14 protein-coding genes and 1 tRNA gene are annotated in these 23,163 nt (G+C 38.9%); 5 read left to right on the forward strand and 10 right to left on the reverse strand.

What is annotated here, in order from left to right; all coding sequences use genetic code 11:
- Window positions 1-93 precede the first annotated feature (93 nt).
- The 4 genes from NAT51_RS05340 to NAT51_RS05355 form a co-directional block, all read right to left on the reverse strand.
- Window positions 94-170: transfer RNA gene (locus NAT51_RS05340), tRNA-Asp, on the reverse strand.
- A gap of 86 nt (window positions 171-256) precedes the next feature.
- On the reverse strand, window positions 257-1,183 hold the full coding sequence (locus NAT51_RS05345; RefSeq protein ID WP_250596151.1) for a DUF58 domain-containing protein: 927 nt from the start codon (window positions 1,181-1,183) through the stop codon (window positions 257-259).
- Window positions 1,184-1,224: 41 nt separating this feature from the next.
- On the reverse strand, window positions 1,225-2,091 hold the full coding sequence (locus NAT51_RS05350; protein WP_250596153.1) for a hypothetical protein: 867 nt from the start codon (window positions 2,089-2,091) through the stop codon (window positions 1,225-1,227).
- Between the two features lie 10 nt (window positions 2,092-2,101).
- A complete protein-coding gene (locus tag NAT51_RS05355; RefSeq protein WP_250596155.1) occupies window positions 2,102-2,569 on the reverse strand; it encodes a T9SS type A sorting domain-containing protein in 468 nt (155 codons plus the stop codon).
- A gap of 177 nt (window positions 2,570-2,746) precedes the next feature.
- Here NAT51_RS05355 and NAT51_RS05360 point away from each other — a divergent pair, with 177 nt between their 5' ends.
- Complete coding sequence (locus NAT51_RS05360) at window positions 2,747-3,109, forward strand: nuclear transport factor 2 family protein (protein WP_250596157.1); 363 nt, start codon at window positions 2,747-2,749, stop codon at window positions 3,107-3,109.
- Between the two features lie 49 nt (window positions 3,110-3,158).
- Here the strand turns inward: NAT51_RS05360 and trxA are convergent, their stop codons facing one another.
- The 4 genes from trxA to NAT51_RS05380 all read right to left on the reverse strand — a co-directional run bounded on the left by trxA (window position 3,159) and on the right by NAT51_RS05380 (window position 11,759).
- Window positions 3,159-3,476 carry a thioredoxin gene (gene trxA / locus NAT51_RS05365; protein WP_250596159.1) on the reverse strand — a complete coding sequence of 106 codons (318 nt, stop codon included), beginning with the start codon at window positions 3,474-3,476 and terminating at the stop codon, window positions 3,159-3,161.
- Window positions 3,477-3,579: 103 nt separating this feature from the next.
- Window positions 3,580-5,499, reverse strand: coding sequence for a fibronectin type III domain-containing protein (locus tag NAT51_RS05370; RefSeq protein ID WP_250596161.1), 1,920 nt, complete (start codon window positions 5,497-5,499; stop codon window positions 3,580-3,582).
- A gap of 20 nt (window positions 5,500-5,519) precedes the next feature.
- Complete coding sequence (locus NAT51_RS05375; RefSeq protein ID WP_250596167.1) at window positions 5,520-10,061, reverse strand: hypothetical protein; 4,542 nt, start codon at window positions 10,059-10,061, stop codon at window positions 5,520-5,522.
- A gap of 12 nt (window positions 10,062-10,073) precedes the next feature.
- The gene (locus tag NAT51_RS05380; protein WP_250596169.1) at window positions 10,074-11,759 is read right to left on the reverse strand and encodes a hypothetical protein; all 1,686 of its coding nucleotides are present in this window, start codon (window positions 11,757-11,759) and stop codon (window positions 10,074-10,076) included.
- A 240-nt stretch (window positions 11,760-11,999) separates the two neighbouring features.
- On the opposite strand from NAT51_RS05380, the gene NAT51_RS05385 reads away from it, so the two are divergent.
- Both NAT51_RS05385 and NAT51_RS05390 read left to right on the forward strand, forming a co-directional pair.
- Window positions 12,000-12,704, forward strand: a complete 705-nt coding sequence (locus NAT51_RS05385) for a LytR/AlgR family response regulator transcription factor (protein WP_250596171.1) — start codon at window positions 12,000-12,002, stop codon at window positions 12,702-12,704.
- Window positions 12,701-14,749, forward strand: coding sequence for an ATP-binding protein (locus tag NAT51_RS05390; protein WP_250596173.1), 2,049 nt, complete (start codon window positions 12,701-12,703; stop codon window positions 14,747-14,749). Before NAT51_RS05385 ends, NAT51_RS05390 begins: the two co-directional genes overlap by 4 nt.
- Before the next feature lie 47 nt (window positions 14,750-14,796).
- Here the strand turns inward: NAT51_RS05390 and NAT51_RS05395 are convergent, their stop codons facing one another.
- Together NAT51_RS05395 and dnaE are read right to left on the reverse strand one after the other, a co-directional pair.
- Entirely contained in the window at window positions 14,797-15,771 is a 975-nt protein-coding gene (locus NAT51_RS05395; RefSeq protein ID WP_250596175.1) for an outer membrane beta-barrel protein, read from the reverse strand.
- 102 nt (window positions 15,772-15,873) lie between these two features.
- Entirely contained in the window at window positions 15,874-20,388 is a 4,515-nt protein-coding gene (gene dnaE / locus NAT51_RS05400; RefSeq protein WP_250596177.1) for a DNA polymerase III subunit alpha, read from the reverse strand.
- 801 nt (window positions 20,389-21,189) lie between these two features.
- Here dnaE and NAT51_RS05405 point away from each other — a divergent pair.
- The gene (locus NAT51_RS05405) at window positions 21,190-21,537 is read left to right on the forward strand and encodes a hypothetical protein (RefSeq protein WP_250596179.1); all 348 of its coding nucleotides are present in this window, start codon (window positions 21,190-21,192) and stop codon (window positions 21,535-21,537) included.
- Window position 21,538: 1 nt separating this feature from the next.
- Window positions 21,539-23,101: an FAD-binding protein gene (locus NAT51_RS05410; RefSeq protein WP_250596182.1), complete on the forward strand. Its 1,563-nt coding sequence runs from the start codon at window positions 21,539-21,541 to the stop codon at window positions 23,099-23,101.
- Window positions 23,102-23,163: the final 62 nt, after the last annotated feature.

The following is a 23,163-nucleotide window of genomic DNA, read 5'->3' on the forward strand; positions in this document are numbered from 1 at the left end:
TCCCGATTTAACCCGGGATTAAACAACACAACTAATCTTAAATATCTTAAGAGGGCAAAAAAGCTCCGTATTTAACGGAGCTTCCTCTTTTTCTGGCGGTCTGGACGGGACTCGAACCCGCGACCCCATGCGTGACAGGCATGTATTCTAACCAACTGAACTACCAAACCAGTGCTTTATTGCGGTTGCAAATATACAACCGTTTTTCATTTCTGCAAGTGTTTTTCAAAAAAAAATAAAACTTTTATTTTAAACACTAACCAAACTTTTGTTTTTCAACTAAATACGTCGTTAATATTTTTTCAAATTTCTCATCAACAGATACCGGAACATACTTAATTTTATACATCGCACAGGTATTGGCAACCTTTTCAAAATAACCCTGAACTAATTTTTCGTAATCGTCTTTGACATTCTCAGCAAACAGATTAACCTGTTCACCGGTTTCAAGATCGATAAATTTACGCGGTGTATTGTCAAAATTAAAACTGAACTCTGTTTTTTTATCAATCACATGAAACAAAACCACCTTATGCTTATTGTGTTTTAAATGCTGTAGCGCCTTAAACAAGCGTTCATCATCTTCTCCCTGAAACATATCGGTAAACAATATAATCATAGAGCGGCGGTGGATTTTTTCGGCTATCTGATGCAAAAAAGTAATGGCATCTGTTTTTTTAGACACTTTGGAAGACTGTAAAACCTGTTCCAATTGATTCAGCAACATCCGGTGATGGCGTTCACTTCCTTTTTCCTGAGCATAATATTCGTATGAATCAGAATAAATACTGAGCCCCACTGCATCACGCTGTTTCTTCAGCAAATTCATTAAAACCGCTGAAGCCAGAACCGAAAATCCAATTTTGTTTTCATAAAAAAACTGGCCGTCATTCAGCTTCGGATAATGCATGGAAGACGAATTATCAATGATAAGATGGCAACGTAAATTGGTTTCTTCTTCAAAACGCTTCGTGTACAAACGATCGGTTTTGGCAAATAATTTCCAGTCGATATGCTTCGTGCTTTCTCCCGAATTGTAAATTTTATGTTCGGCAAATTCCGCTGAGAAGCCATGAAAAGGCGATTTATGCATTCCCGAAATAAAACCTTCAACGATTTGGTTCGCCAACAATTCCAAATGCTGGAAACTTGAAATCTTCTGTATTTGCGTGTCGATCTTCATTCTTCAAATATATTGAAAAGATCAATGGTTTAAAAAGTTTATTAATTTCCGATTTTCAGAATTGATACTCCCCCGTTACCGATATACCAGGTTCCGCTTGGCAGTGGTGTTCCGAATCCATATACAATATATTGAAGCTTCAGTACATCACCCGCATTTAAATTAACAAACACCGATTTAGAAGGCCTCACGAGATTGTATTTTCTTTTTATATTATTACTTCCAAACTGATCAAAATAAAGCTCAATAGCCACTTCATTAACAAGTTCTGTCGCAGCAGTAGAATTATAAACCCTAACATAGCAATTATTATCATAACTGGAATCAACACCAATGATAGTTTCATTATCATTGAAAGCACTTCCATAAAACATAAGCAAATATTTTCCCGCCTCCGGAACAACAACATTTATATTTGGATCATCTTGCCATAAATTCCTTGCTGTTTTAGCCAAAGAAGTATTACTATAACTTGATACTGAAGCAGAAAATTTCGGATTTAAAACATTTTCCGCTAATTGCGCATAAGGAACAGACAGCAGCTGACTTGTTCCTGTAACAGTGTAGTTTGTTCCTCCTGCCGGATCTGTTTCGGTTTTAACAAAATACGGTCCGTTTGCCCAGTTAATCGCCGAAAAACTACCCAAAACCGGCGTTCCGTTTCCAATTTGCAATGAAAGCAAACCATTAGCATTGGTTGTTGGCGTATGCGTTTCCGAAAAAACAACTGTTCCGGAAGCCGATGTCTGCAGTATACTAATTTGCATCCCTACAGGACTATTTGCCACCAACACATTACTGTTATTACGTATTATGGCCTGATAACTTAGTTTTTCCGGCACCTGCCCATACAGCAAACCTACCGAAAACAATAAAAAAACGTATATCAAGAGTTTATTTTTTTCCATAACATCAAGATTAATAGTTTTTAATAATTTTGAAAACCTTTAATTCCTTATTCTGGTCTTTTATTCTCAGAAAGTAAATTGATTTTGGATATTGACCCATCGGAATTTGAATTTCATTTTGACTTATCCAGTCTTCAGCTAAAATCCTTCCGTTTATATCATATAACTCAAATTTCAGATCTTCGGCAATCAAAAAACCGACTTTCAGATTAATTTCATAAGAAACTGGATTCGGGAATAAAGCAATTTGGTTGTCATCTGAATGTTCATCAGTAGCCAAAGTTGTGATTTCAAAAGGAAATTGGATTCCTTCATTGACAAATCCGTTCCCGGAATAAGAAGAATACGCAATCTGACCAACCGAATAATTCACATTACCATTTGAACCTGAAGCATTTCCTCCCGAAGCATTAATGGCTTCCTGGGAGAAAACCATAATCCTGCACAGCAAAAACAAGGCCAATGCTATTTTTTTCATACCAACAAACTTTAGAATACCCTAATTTATTGATTATAAGCGTTTTTGTAAAATATACTCGACAATATACCTATAAATCTGATAAACTTATTTTAAATCTTAAAAGAAGGAATTTTCTTATATTTTTTGATTTACATTTTTAAGAATCCTTATATTTGAAGTATAATATCAGTAAAAATGAGTCCTGAAAATTTACAGTCAATAGCATACCGTTGGTTTGATGCATTTAACACCAAACAGTTAGAAAAATTATTAACGCTTTATGACGATGAAGCTCAACATTTCAGTCCGAAATTAAAAATCCGCCAACCTGAAACCCAGGGATTAATTATTGGGAAAGAAGCGATGCGTGTATGGTGGCAGGATGCCTTTGACCGATTACCGAGTTTAAATTACAAAGTAACTTCCTTGACCGCCAACAGCGACCGTGTTTTCATGGAATATGTACGTAAGGTAGAAGGAGAAGAAGACATGCTGGTTGCCGAAGTATTGGAAGTCCGCGACGGAAAAATCATAGCGTCAAGAGTCTATCATGGATAAAAAAAAGCCTGACAAATTATGTCAGGCTTTTTTTATTTACATACATATATTACAATAATGCATCAATAGCTTTAGTGTAAGTGTCTTTTGGAGCAACACCTACCTGACGTCCAACTACTTCTCCGTTTTGGAAAATAAGAACAGTCGGGATGTTACGAACTCCGTATTTAGCAGCAAATTCCTGATTTGCGTCTACGTCTACTTTACCAACCACAGCTTTTCCTTCGTACTCTGAAGAAATCTCATCAATGATTGGACCTACCATACGGCAAGGACCACACCATGCTGCCCAAAAATCAACTAATACCGGTTTGCTTGATTGTAATACTACTTCTTCAAAAGTAGCATCTGTTATTGCTTGTGCCATCTTATTTTTTTATTAATTGTTGGACAAAAATAGAATTTTATTTCTAAATGCAAGCCAATTGAAAATCAGTTTTATTGATAGTCTTATAAATTAAATCATTAGATTACGAATTGTTGAACGTAATTTTTTCCGATTTTATTTTAACTCCGTCAATCGTGATTACCTCAACAAAATATTCATAAATAGTTCCCAATTCAGTATTTTCATCAGTGAAACCACGTTCCGAAAACACGAACGGCATTCTTACAAAACCGGCTTCACCTTTGCGTTTGAACAACTTAACTTCCGCAACTTCATTTGGTAATATCCCATCGATTCTTAATTGCACTTTTTTAGAAGCTACATCCTGTGAAGCCGACAATCTAATCGTTTCCATTCTTCCTTCTGCCGTGGCAACAGCCAATTTATTAGAAGCTTTGGAAACCAACTTCGCCGAATCAATGGCTTTAATATAGTACTCCAGTTGCCCTCTTTCGCGTATCACGCTACTGAACGATACTTCTTTAACTGGTTCTGTATTTAATTTCATTTCCCTTCCTTCGTAAACCTGATAGACATCATAACCTAAAATCGCATCGGTATGTACAGCATTCCATTTTAAATTTAATTGACCGTTTTCAAATTTAGCTTCGTGTAAAAAAGGAGCCTGAGGCGCGACAACATCGGGCAATTGCACCCAGACAACAGCTTGCGGACTTTCATTAAATGATTTATCCATAGCGGTAATTTTATAAACGAACTTAGTTCCTGCTTTATCGTTGAAAGTATCCACAAAAGCAGTTTGTATTTGCGGATTTACGTTTAAAAGCAGCATTTCGTTTTCATCATCATCTTTCAATCCACGGTAAATACGGTAACCTGCTAAATCCTTTTCAGAATTGGATCTCCATGACAAGGTTATTTTTCCCGGTTCCGATTTTGATGTCACTTCCTTCGGCATGGCAGGCGCATTATGATCCGGAACAAAAACATTAGCCGGTATTGTTTTACTGGCATTATTATATCTGTCAACAGCTTCAATCTGATATTGAAAAGAACCAAAAGCAGTTTCGTCTAATTTTTCGACAAACTTGGTTTCCGAAATGATTTCAGAGTTAATCCTTTTAAAAGTCTTGCCTTTATCGGTGCTTTTCAAAACATGATATCCGGCAAGATCTTTATCCAATGAAGCTAACCAACTCAACACAACCTCATCATTTTTACGTTCGGCTTTAAATCCTTTTACCACTACAGGTGCTGTTGCATCTTTAACTTCTATTTTTATTTCAGCCGAAGCCTGACTTTCGGTATTCAGCATCGTAATTCCTTTCACTGTATAAACATGGCTTCCCTGTACAACATTTACATCGGTATAACCCGACTGATAACCGCTTTTCTCAAGATTTGCCATCACGGGTTCGCTATTGATTTTGATTCCGTCACGGTACACATTGTAACCCATAAAATCTTCATTGGTTTCCCATGACATTTTTACATTTTGCTTTTCCTGAGCCGCTTTTGTGTTTTTTGGTGCTAAAGGAATTTCACCCGCCACTAATCCGTTAAGAACAGAAATCTCCTTTCCGGATTGATTATCAACTAATTTATAATTAAACCTTTTGCCCGAGACAACCGCATTATCTTCAAAGAAAATCCCTAAATGCTTAGCCGTTTGATTGTCAAAAATAGCCGCAAGAGCCAACTGGTAATTTACATATGCTCTTTTATTAGGATCTGTTGCTTTTGTATTCTTGCTTTGAATATAAAATTCATACGATTTATCCTTTGGGAACGGATTTTTTGGCGTCTTCAATTCTGCTTCAGCAATTAATGCCGAAGGTACAATCGGACTGGAATTCAGTTTTTGCCATGAGCTGCCGGATTCACTTCTGAAAATATCAAAAGACGTATTTCCTTTCAGGTTTTTTGACATCCATTTTAATTGCACTTTATTTCCGTTAGTCGCGCCAAATAATTTATAATCCTGTGCATTAACAACCAATGACATCAAAAACAAAACAGTAACTATATATATCTTTTTCATCTTTTTACTTTTAAAATCTATTACAGACTAATACTGAATCCTCCGTTTGACGACCAGCGTGCATGCAGGGTAAAGTTTGGAATCCAGCGGTGAACATCACACACCACACTTCCGTCAAAAACAACCGGATTAGGCATGGAAACTACCAAATCAGCCGAAACACCGCAACCTCCACCGATACAACCTTCAAACGCCCAGAAATCGACACAACCTCTACCGTAAGCATTTCCGCTAAACCATGCTTTACCGGTAGCCTGAAATGGGGAATAATTGACATCCAGTGAAGCTCCTAAATTAGAAACCAAACGCCCTTCAGCTGAGGCAATACCCAAATCCAATCCTTTCCAGCCCGAATCGTAATGATTATTAAATCCTAAAGCAACGTGTGTTTTATCAAAATTCAACCAAATACCGTTAGTAAATCCACTTCCGCACATGATTTCAGCTGTAATTGGCGCTTCTTTACTTCCTACGTTCAGGTAAAAATTATCTGCTCCAAAATGGAAACTTATAGCATCTTCGTTAGCTGCTCCTTCATTAATACACACAATATCTTTGATACCGCCCCAAATTTGGCCTTTTCCGTCAAGGTATTTATCAACCCAATTTAACTTACCGTTCAATCGCGCCTGTAACAAACCTGAACTGTTACTATTTTGGGCAATTGCATCACCTTTTACGAAGTAATCAATTCCGTCGATACTCCATCCTTTAAACTGTGTTACTACCTGAACATGTCCGTGCAATGTTGCTCCCTGATCGTAAGCTGTTCGCACATCGGCTTCTGCAGCGATACCCAAAGAATAACTCTTATTCGGGTTCATATCTGTAATCTGTCCTAAATTATTATACGTTGGCTGGATATGATAATACGCCTTTCCTCCGAAACCATGTGCCTCGAGAATACCCGGCACAATTGGAACAGCAACGAATCCTTTTTGTTTAAATTCAAAGAACCAATAGGTATAGTTTCCATTATTTGCCAGTGTTTTTCCTAAAATCATTTTTGCCTGTAATTCTTTGGCATCGGGTTCTTTCGCTTCATAATAACCTCCCAGTTCAAAATAATTCCCCCAGGTCTGATCCCCGGTTACGATTTTGAAGCCGCCTCCAAATTTTTGGGCACCATCTTCATAACCACCGTTTACAGCTTTTCCGTCATCCGAAATTTCAAGGGAATTTTCCAGTGCAGAAATATAATGTTCATCCTCAGAGCTTGGTCCTTTAAAAATATTTTTAGGCGGTTTTGTATCGTTAAGAGCTGGATTCGTCTGATTTGAATAATTCGGATTTGTATTATAATCGGCAGTCACATCAAACGTGTTAGGTTTTGGTTCGTTACCGTGATACACGAAGCCCATTTCTTTTTTAGTAGTCGTTCCGATTTTTTCTCCTAAGACCAAATCTCCTGAGAATAAAAACTGCGCATCTGTTTTTACCGTACTCCGCTTGATTTTCATTTTATCAATGCCGTAACTGAAACGGTAATATTTAGCCCATCTTTTAAATCCTTCACAAACCGATTCAGAATTATCGGCAAAATTACCGTCAAACGAAACCGCACCTGAAGCGTTGATATGCATATCACACATGCTCATGTTATTTGTTTCAAAACCTTTATCTTCCGAATTTTCAACAGTCAGATTAGGCGAAACCACAATCGCATTTCCTTCAAGTCTACCTGACCAGATCGTCATATAAGCATAACTTCCCGAAGTGTTTTTATGCAGATAATATTTTTTATTGTAATCGAAACTCAGGTTAATTTCCTGGATCTTCTTATCATCAACATTAATCATTAATCCAGCCCAGTCATTCATTAGAGGCGCGTACAATTTACCTTCTACATTCAGAAAAATCAATTTATTATTCTTGATCATGAAAGAAGATTTGCTCAACTTTGACGTAAAACCGGCAATGTCGGCCGTATTTTTAGTTTCAACTCCAGGTTTAGTATTTGTGGTATATCCTTTTCCACAATTGTGTACTTTATCGAAAGATAAGTCCAGAACTGATTTTTTAGTCGCTCCCTGTTTTTGGGGCAAATTAACTTCAATACCAAATTTATCAAAGTTCAATCCGTTAGTATATCCTTCAAATTTAGATTCAATCCGTCCGTCATCTGAAAGATGCACATAAGTTTCAGTTACTTTAGCATAAACAGATCCGTCTTCATTGATTTTCCATTTCATTGGCGTAGCAAATTCATAACGGAAATTCAAATTCTTCTGCTCTTTGAAAGGAATGTTCAAAACCGCAAAATTATTATCAATCATACTCGTTGGCATTGCTTTTGGCACTTTTATCTTTCCGGTCAGACTCGTCGAAGCTTCCAGTTTTTTTACATTGACCTTTATGCCTTCCACCGGATCAAAATCGACACCAATCCCTGAATTTTCCAAATTTTGCATATTCTTGCTTTTCAGCATTACCGAACCGTCAAACTTATCAGCAAAACTCATGGCCAAAGTACCGTCAGTAGCTGTTTCAAATTCATATTGCTGGTTTGTACTGTTAGAACCAGACTGCCAGATGAACCAGTTTGAAAACCATTTCATTGACACTTTACCTTCGGTGATTCCGGAATCTTTACTGACTTTAAAAAGTTTATTTTCGGCATCCATGTCCCCTTCGAGTTTAGCGGTCAGTTTCATACTGTTCAATGCCAATTGGAAAGCGCCTTCACAATCTTTATTCGTACTCAAATCGATGCGGTTACTCGGGAATATCCCTTTTGTGTTCATATCGATTGTTCCACTGACAACAGCCCATTGGTATTTTTTAAGCTTTGGAAAATACGCAACCGGTCTTACTTTCAAATCTTTAAACCAGCATGTAACTTCTTTTCCACCTTCCCAAAGCAATATTTTCCCCTGACCTGCGAAAGAATCCTGATTTTTATCATTCACTTTCGTCACCTGTATATTATACCCATTGATAACTAAACTTTTGAGATTAGCCAACTCCGAATTATCTTCCACAAACTCAACATAATCAGGAAGACTGCTATCCACCATCATTCCGTTAACGATTGCCAAAACTCGCCAGGCCATTAAGTTCTTATCTTGATCCACCTGAGTTTTAAAGCTAAAACTGGTTTCTTTAAAAGGACCGAGAGAGCCGTTGAAATCAGTATTTGAAAACAGTTTTTCACTGACTTCACTTTTATTTTTGATATATTTCCATTGAATAATATACTCCTGCACGGTTTTGTTTTTTGAAGCCGTCCAGGCATAGGTCATATTTTCCCCACCGGAAATCTGTTTCCCGTTAATAGGTGAAATTAGTTTTATCCTTTCTGTTAAAGGTGCGTCTGTAATTTCAAAAGTTTCGATGGTACTCTTTTCAATTATTTTTTTATTGGCATCCAAAGCAACCACACGCCACGCATTCTTTCCTTTCTTTGTCGCCCATTTTGCCTGCATGGTAACTGTAAGATTAAGTTGGGCATCCAATGGATAATAATTATACTGATCAGCAAACAAATCCTCAGATACTTCACTCCATTCCTTAATGGTTTTCTTATCATTAATCTGATCTGTGGTTTGCACCTGATACGATTTTACATTCGGATTTTTAGACGGAGTCCATGAAAAGTTAAATCCGTAACCGCTTGAAACCTGTTGATGGTTGATTGGATAAACCGGCTTTAATCCGAAATTTGTGTTTTGGCTTTGGGCAATTACTACAATTTCTTCTCCTTTATATTCAAAACTGCAAACCTCACTGTTTCCTCTGTTCTGAACATTCAATGGAGTCCCGCCTCTTACACCTGCCGGAAGCAAGGTCACACGCCATGCATATTTTTTTCCTTTGCGTAACTGAGGCTGTGCAGGACCATAAACAAAAGAAAAAGCAGTAGTTGTTGTTTCAAAGAAAGCCGGAGTTGTAGCACTGTTCATGGCTTCGTTAGGATTACGGGTTGCCGGAATCAGTTCCACGATTTTCAACTTATACTGACTTCCCACAGGCGCAACAGCCGAAGGTAACCATGAAAAAATGACATTCTGGATATTTCCAGCCATAATTGGTTCATCACATCTTGGTGAAACCAGTTGAGGCGGAGTAATTTGTTCAATATTGAATGAATTACTACACCCTAGCGGTTCAGAACTGCTTAAAACAGCTCCGGTATTATAATCCAAAACCTGCACACACAATGTGTAATTCCCTTCTGGAATACCAGAACCTCTAAACAGTTCGCTTTTACTGATTCCTGAAACCGTAACAGAGTTGAATTCCAAATAGTTTCTTAAATCCAACCCCGTCAGCATTTTTGATTGATATGCTGTAAGCTGAAGTGGCGTAGCTGGTCTGTAGCTATCAGAAGTAGCCACTGTAATTCCATTATCACCGGTTATGGTAGCCTTCAACTTTACACTTGCATTCGTGTAAGACATCAATGTAAGCAATACCTTATTCGAACTATTTACATAATCCGGCAAATAGGTTGAATAAGGCGGCAATACTTGTACCGTGACGTTAACTGTTGGTGTTTGCGACCAGATTAACTGCGTCATCAGCAACAGTATAAAACTTAAAAATTTCAAATTATTTCTCATAATCCCCAATTATTAAAATGTGTAGGTGTAACCTAAATCTATATTGTACTCGTTAAACGAAACCCCGGTTCCGTTTTTAGCTTTGTTATCAAGGTAAGTTCCTCTTAATGTCAACCCATGATGCTGGTTCAAATTGTAAGTATTTTGAAGGGTGACGTTTATAATATCGGCAAAAGGTTCCCCGTTCAGTTTTTGTTGGGTTCCGTTAGCACTAAGACTCAAATTCATTTTATTCTCAAAAAAAGGTTTGGCAACATTCAAGCCTACTCCGTTTAAACGGTTTGTATTGGCATCCGAATTAAAGATCGAAAGCAGGTAATTCACTCCTACCATAAACCCCGACTTATTAAAAACAAAATTGCTGTTATAGTTTAGGTTATCAACTTGGTATTCGGTTAAGTTTGCCGTATTCGGATTTTTGTCGGTCATCCATTGTTTGTTCAACATTAAAGTATGGAAATGAGTCAATTTCTCTTTTACAAAAGTCAGCCTTGGCATCACAACCATATTTTGGGAAACATACGATTGCTGTGTCGCCTGATTTGGGATTTTCAATCCTTTCCCTTGTTCACCTGAAAAATTAGCATACATAGCATTAAAACCGAATTTCTGTGAAATCGTCCAATCCAAACCGACATTACCAATGAATCTTTTTGTTGTATACGATTTTTTATCCATTAAATTATCGCGCTGACGCCCAACACTACTGGTAATTTTCAATTTATTCTTTAACAAATAAACTGATGGCTCCAATGTAATATTCTCGACATCCGTTTGAAAATAATAGGCACCCATACTCTGAAAATCCGGTTCAACACGACGGTATTTTGCTTTTATTTTATAAGTCTTCTCTTCGTATCGTACTTCGGTCTGATAAGCATTATACCATTGTGAAGAGGTATTGATTTCCATTATCGATTCAAATTTTTTGACTGGTGAGTTATCATCAGTTGCAAAATCAGCAGCATTGACATCTCTAGTGTACACGCTTGAAGCCACGTCAAAATCCCAGAATAAATGATCTGTAAATTTCATCTTTGACGATATCCCGGCAACGATATTCTCGGCCGCTAAAACCTCAGTTTGTGTTGGAACCGTATTCAGTGAATTTTCATCGTCCTGACCTTTAAGAAGAATCAGGTCTACATGGCTGGTTTCAGTACCATACCCTACTTTCATGGCGTAACCGGTTCTTTTGTAAGCTGGTGTTATTGCTTCGGGAGATGTTAAATCTTCTTCCACAGCTCTGTTGAGTCTTCCGTACAAAGCACCGAAACGGAATTTACCCGGATTTAATTCAACCCCAACACCCATAGCAGTTTGACCTGCCCATGTAAAAGGTGACCAAGTCAGGTTTGTGTAACCCAGATGTGCTTTGGCCCATTTATATGACGGACTTATACAAAACTGGTTAAACGGTTGGCGGAAAGAACGTTCCTGCTCACTTACCGTCAATGAAAAAGGAATTTCAATTCCGTACAATTTTAAAATCGGATTCCCAGTAAAATACCAGGAAAAATCTTTGCGGCGGGGAGCAATCCCATCAACGTCATAATACGATCCAAAAGCAGAAAAAGTTCCTGAAATCTCAACCGGTTTTTCCTCTGTAATTGTTTCCAGGTCCTGCGAAAATACTTTTGGTACTATTCCACTGGTTAAAAGAAAAAAAATAACCATTGCCCATCTAATCCTTCTCATAGTTTGTTCATTTGTTTTTTGTAAAAAAGCCGATAAAAAGCAGATAAAACCGATGAAATGCAAAATTTATAATTATCAGTGTTTAAAAGGTTTACCAATTGTTTTTAACAAAATTTTAAGCCAAATTTGCAACGGGTTTTCCCACGAAAAAAACACCGATATACGAACGACAATTAAAATAGACGAATGACATTTTTACATCATTTGCATTTTTTATATATTTAGGCAAGAACTATTATTATGAAGCTAATAAACTGCATCATTGTTGATGACGATGAGATAGACAGGCTGATGACAATTTCGAATGTCAAGAAGTTCCCCCAATTAAATCTAATGGGAGCTTTCGACAATGCGGAAGACGCTTTGGAACTGATCAATAAAGAAAAAATTGATGTACTGTTCCTTGACATTGACATGCCTGAAAGCAGTGGATTTGAAATCAGAAAAAGTGCTGCACAGATACCGGTTTGTGTTTTTATAACGGCACATCCTGAACATGCCGTTGAAAGTTTTGATTATGAAACCCTTGATTTTATTATCAAACCACTGAAAAGTGACCGTTTCAAAAATACCGTTAAAAGGATTGAAGAGTTTTTGGAAATCAGGCAAAAGGCCGAATTATTTGAATCAAGCATCGGAGGTGACACCATTTACATTAAAGAAGGTCATGAACAAACCAAAGTCAAGCTTCATGAAATTCTTTATCTGGAAGCTCTCAAAGACTATACTTTAGTTGTCACAAACCATAAGAAACACTGTGTTCTTTCGAGTATAGGAACCTTATTGAAAGAAAATCACTTTCAGTCATTTGTTAGGATTCACAGAAGTTTTGCGGTACAAAAACAATATGTTAAGAAAATTGGCACCCAGGAGATAGAATTGAACAACAACATTTCAATACCTGTCGGAAGAAGCTACAAAGACAATTTAAGTTTGATTACATGAGAAAAATCACTTTGGTTTTACTCTTACTTCCAATTTCATTATTCGGGCAATCCCGGAACAAGGCAGCCATTCAATTATTAGAAGAATGCGAAACCATTAAAAAAAATGAAAACTACAGAAACCTAATTACAGTAGCTGAGAAAGGAATTTCTTTGTCAAAAAATGATTCTTATTTACTTTCCCGATTCAGTTTTTATAAAGCCTATGGTTATGAATACGATAATAACCAATATGAAAAGGCTATTCCCTATTTTGAATCTTCTTGGAAATATGCCAAAAAACATCAAAACTTAAAAGAAGAAACTTTGGCCATCATGCGGCTGAGCTATTTATACTACTCTACAAAACAATTTCAAAAAAGAGAGGAACTCATCCGCTATATCAAACAAGTCTTGGACACTACTAAAAGCGTTTACACACAAGGTATCCTTAATGGTAGTTTAGGCGAATACTATCTTGACAAATCTGAAATAGAACCATTCATAGGTTACAAACTGAAAGCTATCGAATACCGAAAGAAATTCCCAAAAGATGATGCGAGTAATATCGTTAATATTGGTATTTCTTATTCACAGATTGGTCAGGCCTATATCAAAATGAAGCAGTTTGACAAAGGAATAGAATATTCCGATTATGCCAAACCGTACATGAAAGGGTCTCCCAATTCCCTGGCATTTCTATATAACGATTTTATAAAATGCTACACCGGAAAACAGAACCTGGACAGTATTACAAAATACTACAATAATATTTACCGGTTAGTATCCAAAGAAGATTCATTGCACATCAGTGTTAGTTCTGCCAACCGCCATATGGCTGAATACTTTATATCCAAAAACAATATTCCTAAAGCGGTTATTTTTGGAAAAAAAGCCCTACAGTTTGCCGAAAAATCGAATGATGAAGAAATTTTGATGGAAGCACAGGTAACACAAGGCAAACTTCTTTTCAGACAAAAACAATTTGAAAAAGCAATCGTCATACTTCAACAGGCATCAACCCATGCCTTTGAGTTTGATAAAAATTCCTTCATTATTATCAACCAATTGTTATCGGAGAGTTACTCCCAATTAGGCGACTGGAAAAAGGCTTTTGAATATCAAAACATTTACACCAAAGCTAACGAAACCATGCTGAACGAATCGGCGAAGCAAACCATTGCCAATGCGGAAGCCCAATTTCAGAACAGAACCAAACAGGAGAAAATAAACCTGCTTTCTGCGGAAAACAAAGTTAAAAACCTTCAAATAGAAAACACAAGAAAGACACAGATATACTTGGGAATTGGGTTTGTTCTTCTATTAACTATTGCCGGATTACTTTATATGCAGAATATAAACAGAAGAAGGACTAACCGGAAGCTTCAGCTTTTAAATTCGGAATTAGATCAAGCCAATAAGACCAAAGCCCGCTTTTTCAGTATTATCAATCATGATTTGAGAGGTCCTGTGGCCAATTTGATCCACTTTTTATATTTGCAGGAAAACCATCCCGAATTACTGGATGAAGAAAGCGAAAAAAGGCTTAAACAGAAAACCACTGCCGGTGCCGAAAATTTGTTATCATCCATGGAAGATCTGTTGTTATGGAGCAAAAGCCAGATGGAGCATTTTGAGCCAGTACCCCAAAATATAACTATAAATTCACTGTTTGTTGATACTGCCAAACATTTTTCAAACATTGAAAAAATATCAATTACGTACAACAACCCTGAAAAGATTGAATTATATACCGATGAAAACTATCTGAAAACCATTATCAGAAATCTTACCGGAAACGCCATTAAAGCTCTTGAAAAAACAGAAGACCCAAAAATAGAATGGAAAGCCTACACCGAGAATAACAAAACTGTACTTTCCATCAGTGACAATGGCCCAGGCAGTACAAGCGAACAATTTAAGGCTCTTTACGATGAAACTACCATTACCGGTATTTCTTCGGGATTGGGACTGCATCTTATCCGTGATCTGGCCAAAACCATCAATGCAGAAATAAGCGTTAGCACCCATTCTGAATCAGGAACCATTATTACTATTTCAATATAAAAAAAGGAGACCATTTGGTCTCCTTTCTAAGTATAATCACTTAAATATTATAAGCTATATTTCAATCCAAGTGTTAATCCTAAACCACTGATTCCAACGAATGAACTGATTTCATTCATCGCATCATTTGGTCTTGTTGTATCACCTGTATAAGAAGTTGACGTATCAGGATTAATTAACGGGCTGTTAGAGCTGCTGTTAATTTGATCCACGTAAGTTACGTGACTTGCAGAATAAGAAGCATCAGGACGGAAAGCAGTTGGTGTATGTAATCTATCTACTCCGTTTTCAGTATAGATCTCAGTTTCTTTAGTTTTTCCGCTAACTGTAAAGTTACGGTATTCGATTTCCGCGAAAGCAGACAACTTCTCTGTTAATTTATAAGAAGTACCAACTGCAGCCATGAAACCGATAGTTGGGTTTGGTTTTACAACGTCTTTTGCATACGCTTTAGTAACACCACCCGGGTTTGTATAAGTACGGTTAGTTTCGATAGTCAAGTCACCGTAAACAGGTACGATAACACCAACTTTAGTATAAGGCTCCAAACCACTGGTTTCGTTTAAGAATAAAACCAATGCAGGAGATAAATCCAAAGCTTTGATTCTACCCACAGCAGTTCCGTCAACGAAAGTTGGTCCTGCAGCCACTAATCTATGTACAGTTTGTACCATCGTTTTATTGTTTCCTCTGAAATAGTTTACACCCATTTCAACTCCGAAACAGTTTGAAAAACGGTAACCTGCAGTTAAACTACCACGGAAACCTTCTCCAAAAGATCCATGGTTAGTCTCTCTTGAAACTAAAGTAGTACCATCAGCAGCATAAATATCTGTATTAGGTAATTGCCCTGAAACTATTGGGAATTCAGTTGCAGCGGTTTGTATAAAGTAAGATCCTCCAACTTTGAAATACATACCTTTTTTGTCATTTTGTGCACCTTGTGCAGAAGCATCCGGTGTTTGAGCGAAAGCTGATACTGTTACAGTTAAGCATGCAGCCAACATCATTTTTTTAATCATGATAATTTGGGGTTTTTGTTTTTATTTAGGCTGCAAAATTAATAATATCAAGCCATAACCCAAATTTATTATGCGTTCCTATAAAAAATAATAATTAAAAAACTAATTTATTTTAAAGTTTATTTGCATTTTTTCTAAAGCCTGTAAAAGCTCTGAAGTAATCTTGATTTTTATCTTCCGGCTTGGCATGGAAAGCATGTTTTTGATGACGATTTCTTCCTTCTCTTCGGGGATGTCGATTTCAGTTTCGGGATCGTCCGGAGAGACCTCATCACTTCCTTCTGCATTATCCGGCATGGATGTGATTTGCAATTCCTTTTTAATCTTTTCCAATTCCAGGACTTCGAAGGTAATCTGATGGTCGCCGGGGTTCATCATGAATAATTCATGTAATTCTTTGACCAATGCCTCTTTCAAATCATAAATAGAAAACTGGATAATCATTTTTTTGGCGTAAGTAGGCAATACATCAGCAAGCATCTTAGCTTCCAGAAACTGCATCCTTGGGTCTGACTTCTTGCCTGTTTCACGGTTTACCCAACCTTCCTTGACATTGATTTTAAAGAAAACGAATTGGTTTTGCACCAAAAAGTGTCGGAACTTCAGGTATTCTTCATCGAAAATACGGAATTCAAAACTCTCATCATACCCTTCCACATTGAAGGTAGCCCAGCCCTTACCGTTTTTGGCCGTACGGTGCTGAACATTGGAAACGATACCTCCGAAAGTCAGATTCTTGGTCACATATGGTTCCAGATTTTTGAGGCTGTCCAGTTTGACATTACAGAAGTACTTCATTTCGAAGCGGTAATCATCAAGCGGATGTCCGGAAATGTAAATCCCCACTACTTCCCTTTCACGGGCCAGTTTCTCCATGGTGTGCCATTCCTCACAAGGCGGCACGACAGGTTCCGGGATTTGGACATCAGATGCTTCCCCGAATAAACTCACCTGTGATGAGTTTTCATTCTCCTGTGATTTTGCACCGTATCGGATAGCCTTTTCCAGGAACGTAACATTATCACCGTCATGATGGAAATACTGTCCGCGGTGCGTATTCGTAAAGCAATCGAAACCGCCGGCCAGTGCCAAGTTCTCAAATGCTTTTTTATTAGCAGAGCGGAGATCGATACGTTTAGCCAAATCGAAGATAGATCTGTATTTACCGTCCTTTCTGTTTTCAACGATGGTATTTACGGCACCTTCCCCAACACCTTTAATGGCTCCCATTCCGAAGCGCACGGCATAGTCCTCGTTTACCGTAAATTTATAATACGACTCATTCACATCAGGACCTAATACTGCCAGTCCCATGCGTTTACACTCCTCCATGAAGAACGACACCTGTTTGATATCATTCATGTTATTGGAAAGTACGGCCGCCATGTATTCGGCGGGGTAATGCGCTTTCAGGTAAGCCGTTTGGTAAGCAATCCAGGCATAACAGGTGGAGTGCGACTTATTGAAGGCGTAACTCGCGAACGCCTCCCAGTCGGTCCAGATCTTGTCCAGCTTTTTAGCATCATGACCGTTAGCCACTGCCTGGTCGATAAACTTAGACTTCATCTTATCCAGTACTTCCTTTTGCTTCTTACCCATCGCTTTACGGAGTACGTCGGCATCACCTTTAGAGAAATTAGCCAACTTCTGGGACAAAAGCATTACCTGCTCCTGGTATACCGTAATCCCGTAGGTTTCTGATAAATATTCTTCACAGGCATCCAAATCGTATGTAATTTCCTCTACCCCGTTTTTACGGCGGACGAAAGAAGGTATATACTCCAACGGACCGGGACGGTAGAGTGCGTTCATTGCAATCAAGTCACCAAAAACCGTAGGTTTCAGTTCCTTCATGTATTTTTGCATTCCCGGGGATTCGTACTGGAAGATACCGACCGTTTCCCCGCGTTGGAAGAGCTCGTATGTTTTCTCGTCATCAATAGGAAAAGTATCCGGATCCAATTGGATACCGAGGCGGTACTTTACCAGTTTAACCGTATCTTTAATTAAAGTCAGGGTCTTCAGACCCAAGAAGTCCATCTTTAGTAATCCGGCACTTTCTGCAACCGAGTTATCGAATTGGGTTACGTATAGATCAGAGTCCTTTGCAGTGGTTACCGGAACGAAATTAGTAATATCATCCGGTGTGATGATTACCCCACAAGCGTGTATACCCGTATTACGGAGAGAACCTTCCAGCACCTTTGCCTGTTGGATGGTTTCACCTGAAAGTTCCCCTTCATTGGCGATGGCGATTAATTCCTTCACTCTGTCGAATTCATCTGAACGGAGTGCCTTCTTCACATCTTCCTCCTTCTCGGAAAGAAAACGGGCGAGGTTCCATTTAGACGGCATCATTCCCGGGATCAACTTCGCAATCCTATCCGCTTCGAATAGCGGCAAGTCCAATACACGGGCGGTATCACGGATAGCCGACTTGGTCGCCATCTTACCATAAGTAATGATCTGTGCTACCTGGTTTGCCCCGTATTTATTGATTACATAATCCATTACGCGGCCACGTCCTTCGTCATCGAAGTCGATATCGATATCGGGCATGGATACACGGTCAGGATTCAGGAAACGCTCAAAAAGGAGATCGTACTTGATAGGGTCGATATTCGTAATCCCGAGACAGTATGCTACAGCAGAACCCGCAGCCGATCCACGTCCGGGACCTACCGATACATCCATATTGCGGGCTTCGGCGATGAAATCCTGTACGATAAGGAAGTAACCCGGGTAACCGGAATTCGAGATCGTGAGCAATTCAAAGTCCAGACGTTCCTGTATATCAGGAGTAATTTCCCCGTACCGTCTTTCGGCGCCCTTGATGGTCAGGTGTCTTAAATAGGCATTTTCACCCCGAACACCACCGTCTTCGGCATCTTCGGGTACCATAAACTCGTCCGGGATACCGAATTTAGGAAGCAATACATCACGGTAGAGTGAATAAGCTTCCGTTTTATCGATAATATCCTGTATATTGATTATTGCTTCGGGTAAATCAGCGAAGAGCTTTTTCATTTCGGCTTCCGATTTGAAATAATACTCCTGATTGGGCAGTCCGTAGCGGTACCCACGGCCACGGCCGATTGGAGTTGCCTGCTTTTCACCATCCTTCACACACAATAAAATATCGTGTGCATTCGCATCATCCTTAGCTACATAGTACGTATTATTTGTTGCAATCAATTTAACATCATGCTTTCTGGCGAAACTTATTAAGGTTTGGTTTACCCTGTTTTCGTCTTCCTGATTGTGGCGCATCAGTTCGATATAGAAATCGGCACCGAACTGTTCCTTCCACCACACCAAAGCTTCTTCCGCCTGGTTTTCACCAATGTTCAGGATCTTGGAAGGGATTTCCCCATAGAGGTTACCTGACAGGACAATAATATCTTCTTTGTACTTCTCGATCACCGAGCGGTCAATCCTTGGTACGTAGTAAAATCCGTCGGTATAGGCTATGGAAGACATCTTGGCTAAATTGTGGTAGCCCTTTTTATTTTTGGCCAGAAAAACAACCTGATACCCGTTGTCTTTTTGGGATTTATCTTTGTGATTGATACAGATATTGAATTCACAACCCACGATAGGCTTCACTTCTACCTCTGTAGGTTCTTCCCCATTGGCAACAGCCTCATCATTTTTAGCCTTGGCTGCTTTATTATGGTTTAAAACAGCACTTACAAAGTGGAATGCCCCCATCATGTTTCCGGTATCGGTCATGGCTACGGCCGTCATTTTATTTTTAACCGTTGCCGCCACTAAGTTCGGGATGGAAATGGTGGACTGTAATACTGAAAACTGTGTATGATTGTGCAGGTGGGCAAAGCGGCTGTGTTCCAGATCGCGGATACTTTCTTCCGAAACCGGCACCTGCGTATCTTCCTGTGCAACTTTCTTTAAGCGCTTTCTGATCTCATCGGAAGCAGCCTTAAGGTTGATGTGTTTTAATCCGATGAGCTGTATTTCCTGCGGGTTATTTTCACGGAAGTTTACATAGTAATCATCAGCAACATCCAGTTCTTCTTTTGTGAATATTTCGCGTTTGATTAATTCCATGAAGCATCGGGTAGTTGCCTCAACGTCGGCAGTAGCGTTGTGAGCTTCTGCGAAAGGTGCGTTGAAAAGGAATTGGTGCAACTCGGTCAGTGTGGGCAATTTGAACTTACCCCCGCGTCCTCCGGGTAACTTTAACAATTCGGCAGTAGTTTCGGTACAGGTGTCCAATACCGGCATTTGGGCCATAGTGGAAGCCACCCCCATACGGTGGAATTCACACCCCATGATATTGACATCGAAACCTACATTCTGTCCGACGATATATTTAGCTTTTGATAATGCGATGTTGAACTTCTCCAGGACTTCAGATAATGATACTCCGTCTTCCATGGCCAATTCGGTGGAAATACCGTGAATACGCTCGGCATCATAGGGAATATTGAACCCTTCCGGTTTTACCAGATAATCCTGATGTTCAATAAGGTTACCCATTTCGTCGTGCAATTGCCAGGCAATCTGGATGCAACGAGGCCAGTTATCGGTATCGGTAATGGGAGCCGACCAACTGCGGGGTAAACCGGTGGTTTCCGTATCAAAAATTAAATACATCTATCTGAGCTTTAGGCTTTAGGCTGTATACCGTAAGCATTTTGGACAAAAAACAAAAGTACGGTTTTTTTTGAGTTATGAATTATGAGTTATGAATTATGAGTTATGAATTATGAATTATGAATTATGAGTTATGAGTTATGAGTTATGAGTTATGAGTTATGAATTATGAGTTATGAATTATGAGTTATGAATTATGAGTTATGAATTATGAGTTATGAATTATGAGTTATGAATTATGAGTTATGAATTATGAATTGGAGGATCGAAGACTTTCTTGTTTTGTCATCTCGACGGAGGAGACACGAGCGTCAGCGAACTGGCGAAGCAAATTACATAGTCCAAAATCCAAGAAGTCTAAAAATCTAATTGTTTAACAGTCTCATACTACTTGGCTTCGGCTCCGCTCAGCCACCGTCGGCTATTTGATATTACTTTGATACTACTTTGATACTACTTTGATACTACTTTGATACTACTTTGATACTACTTTGATACTACTTTGATACTACTTTGATACTACTTTGATACTACTTTGATACTACTTTGACACGCTATATATACGCTATATATCGCACTAACACCTATGCATTTAACCGGCAAACCGGAATCAAGTAACTTTATTGTGTGGATGGAAAAAGATTTTTGGATTAAGTCTTTCAACCACTGTCAGGGTTGAAAAATGGTAAAAAAGCATAAATATGGGCATGTATGTACGTAATTTTTTGTTAATTTTATATAAGTCAAGAACTTATATAAAAATGAGTTTTGTTAGTTTAATCAATTTCAACTCGTTAACCAATGAAAGAAAGATACACCAAATACATTAAAACCTTTGTTGTTTTACTGGTTTTATCGACAAGCCTCAGTTCTTGTTATTCGGTACGGATCATTAGCAGGGACGGCATCCCTGAACCCGATTACAGTAATGATTCCCAGGATTTTTACAAGAACAAAAAGGTAACAGTAATCGACACCGTAATTAAGCTGGGGGTCACCAATGATTCATTCAGTCTGATTGAGAAATGCGGTTCCAGCGGTTTTTATGCTGTTGAGTACAGGACCACCCTTGGACATGTTTTACTGAGCGGTATCACCTTCGGCAGAGTCCGGAAAGTAAAGGTTAAATATGTTTGTTTAAAAGAATGATATGGCAAATACAGTCACCAAGAAAATAAAATCGTGGAATACCCTGCATGAAAACGGTCCGTTTACACCTTCCCAATTCATGCACCAGACCAAGCCGGACAAAACCATAACGGGTCTATTAACCTGTTACAATGACTCGGCAAAAGAAATCCAGCGCTTACTGAAACAGGCTTTAGACGCCAACGAAGGTTTCAGGGCTTTTGGCTCCCGTTGGTCGATGTCGCATATAGCTCATCAAAGAGACAACATGCATGACAATTCGTATATGAATCTGAAAATGGCCGTCCAGAAACAAGATCTGCACACCAATTCGACACATGATGCGGCCAACATCTTCATTTTCCAATGTGGGAATACCGTTAAGGAGATTCATAATTTTGTGAATTTAACCGGCAAATCACTTAAAGCGTCCGGTGCCAGCAACGGGCAGACAATAGCGGGGTGCATTTCAACCGGAGTACACGGATCTGCACTGGATCAAGGTTCGGTACAGGATTATGTTGTTGGACTGAACATCATCACCGGTCCTGATCCGCAAGACATTGTGTATCTGGAAAGAGCAACCGAGCCCTGTCTTTCAGATGCTTTTATCAGTCAGACCCATTCCCGGATCATCAGAGATGACGGATTATTTAATGCAGCGCTGGTAGGATTGGGTTCCTTCGGGTTCATACACGGCGTGGTTGTAGTAACGGAAGAACGGTTTTTACTCAATCGTTATGTAAAAAGAATTCCGAAAACCGAGGCCCTTAAACTCGCCACCACGATGGATTTTAAAGGGACTTCCACTATCATTCCGGAAGAAGTGGATGCACAGGGCAAGGGATTGCGCCCGTATCATTACAAAATATTCATCAATCCGTATGTTGATTCCAACGACTTTGTAATCGAACTGATGTATAAGAAACCGTATCGGAGTGGTTATCCTGATCCCGTTCCACACGTTAAAAAGTCCATTTACCGCGACCTGATTTTACTCTTTATCAAAATTGCGGAAAACTGGAAAGGAACGATCCCGAAGCTGATCAAAATACTTGAAAAGTCTATTTTACCCCAAACCGACACCAATATAACAGGAACGCTCGGCGAGATATTCTGGGACGCAGGCTATCAGGGGCCAGCCTTTGCCTGTTCGGTGGGGATTGATTACAAAGATTCGGCAAAAGCCCTTGAATTATTAACCAAACTGGCCAAAAAAGAAGGCCCGATACCCGGCATTTATGCGATGCGGTTTGTGAAACAGTCAAAAGCCACCCTTGCGTTTACGCGTTTCCCGATTACCTGTATGCTCGAAATTGACGGCATCATCTGGGACCCGGCCAAAAACAAGAAAATGATTACACTGGAAAAATTCTGCACGCGCATGATTGAGGTGTTAAAAGAAAACAATATCCCTTTTACGATTCATTGGGGCAAGAATGCCGACTGGTCGTTTCCAGGACTTGTTAATCATATGTATGGCAATGACGCCGCAAAATGGAAACAACACCGGACGGGTTTCCTTAGTCAGAAAGCACAGAAACTCTTCAGTAATAAATTTTTGGAAGATATTGGTTTGGGGTAGGGATTGTTGGATTGTTAGACAGTTAGATTTTTCAACTTCTTAGATTTTTTAGACTTGTTGGG

This window comes from Flavobacterium amniphilum, from assembly GCF_023634845.1.
Classification (GTDB): domain Bacteria; phylum Bacteroidota; class Bacteroidia; order Flavobacteriales; family Flavobacteriaceae; genus Flavobacterium; species Flavobacterium amniphilum.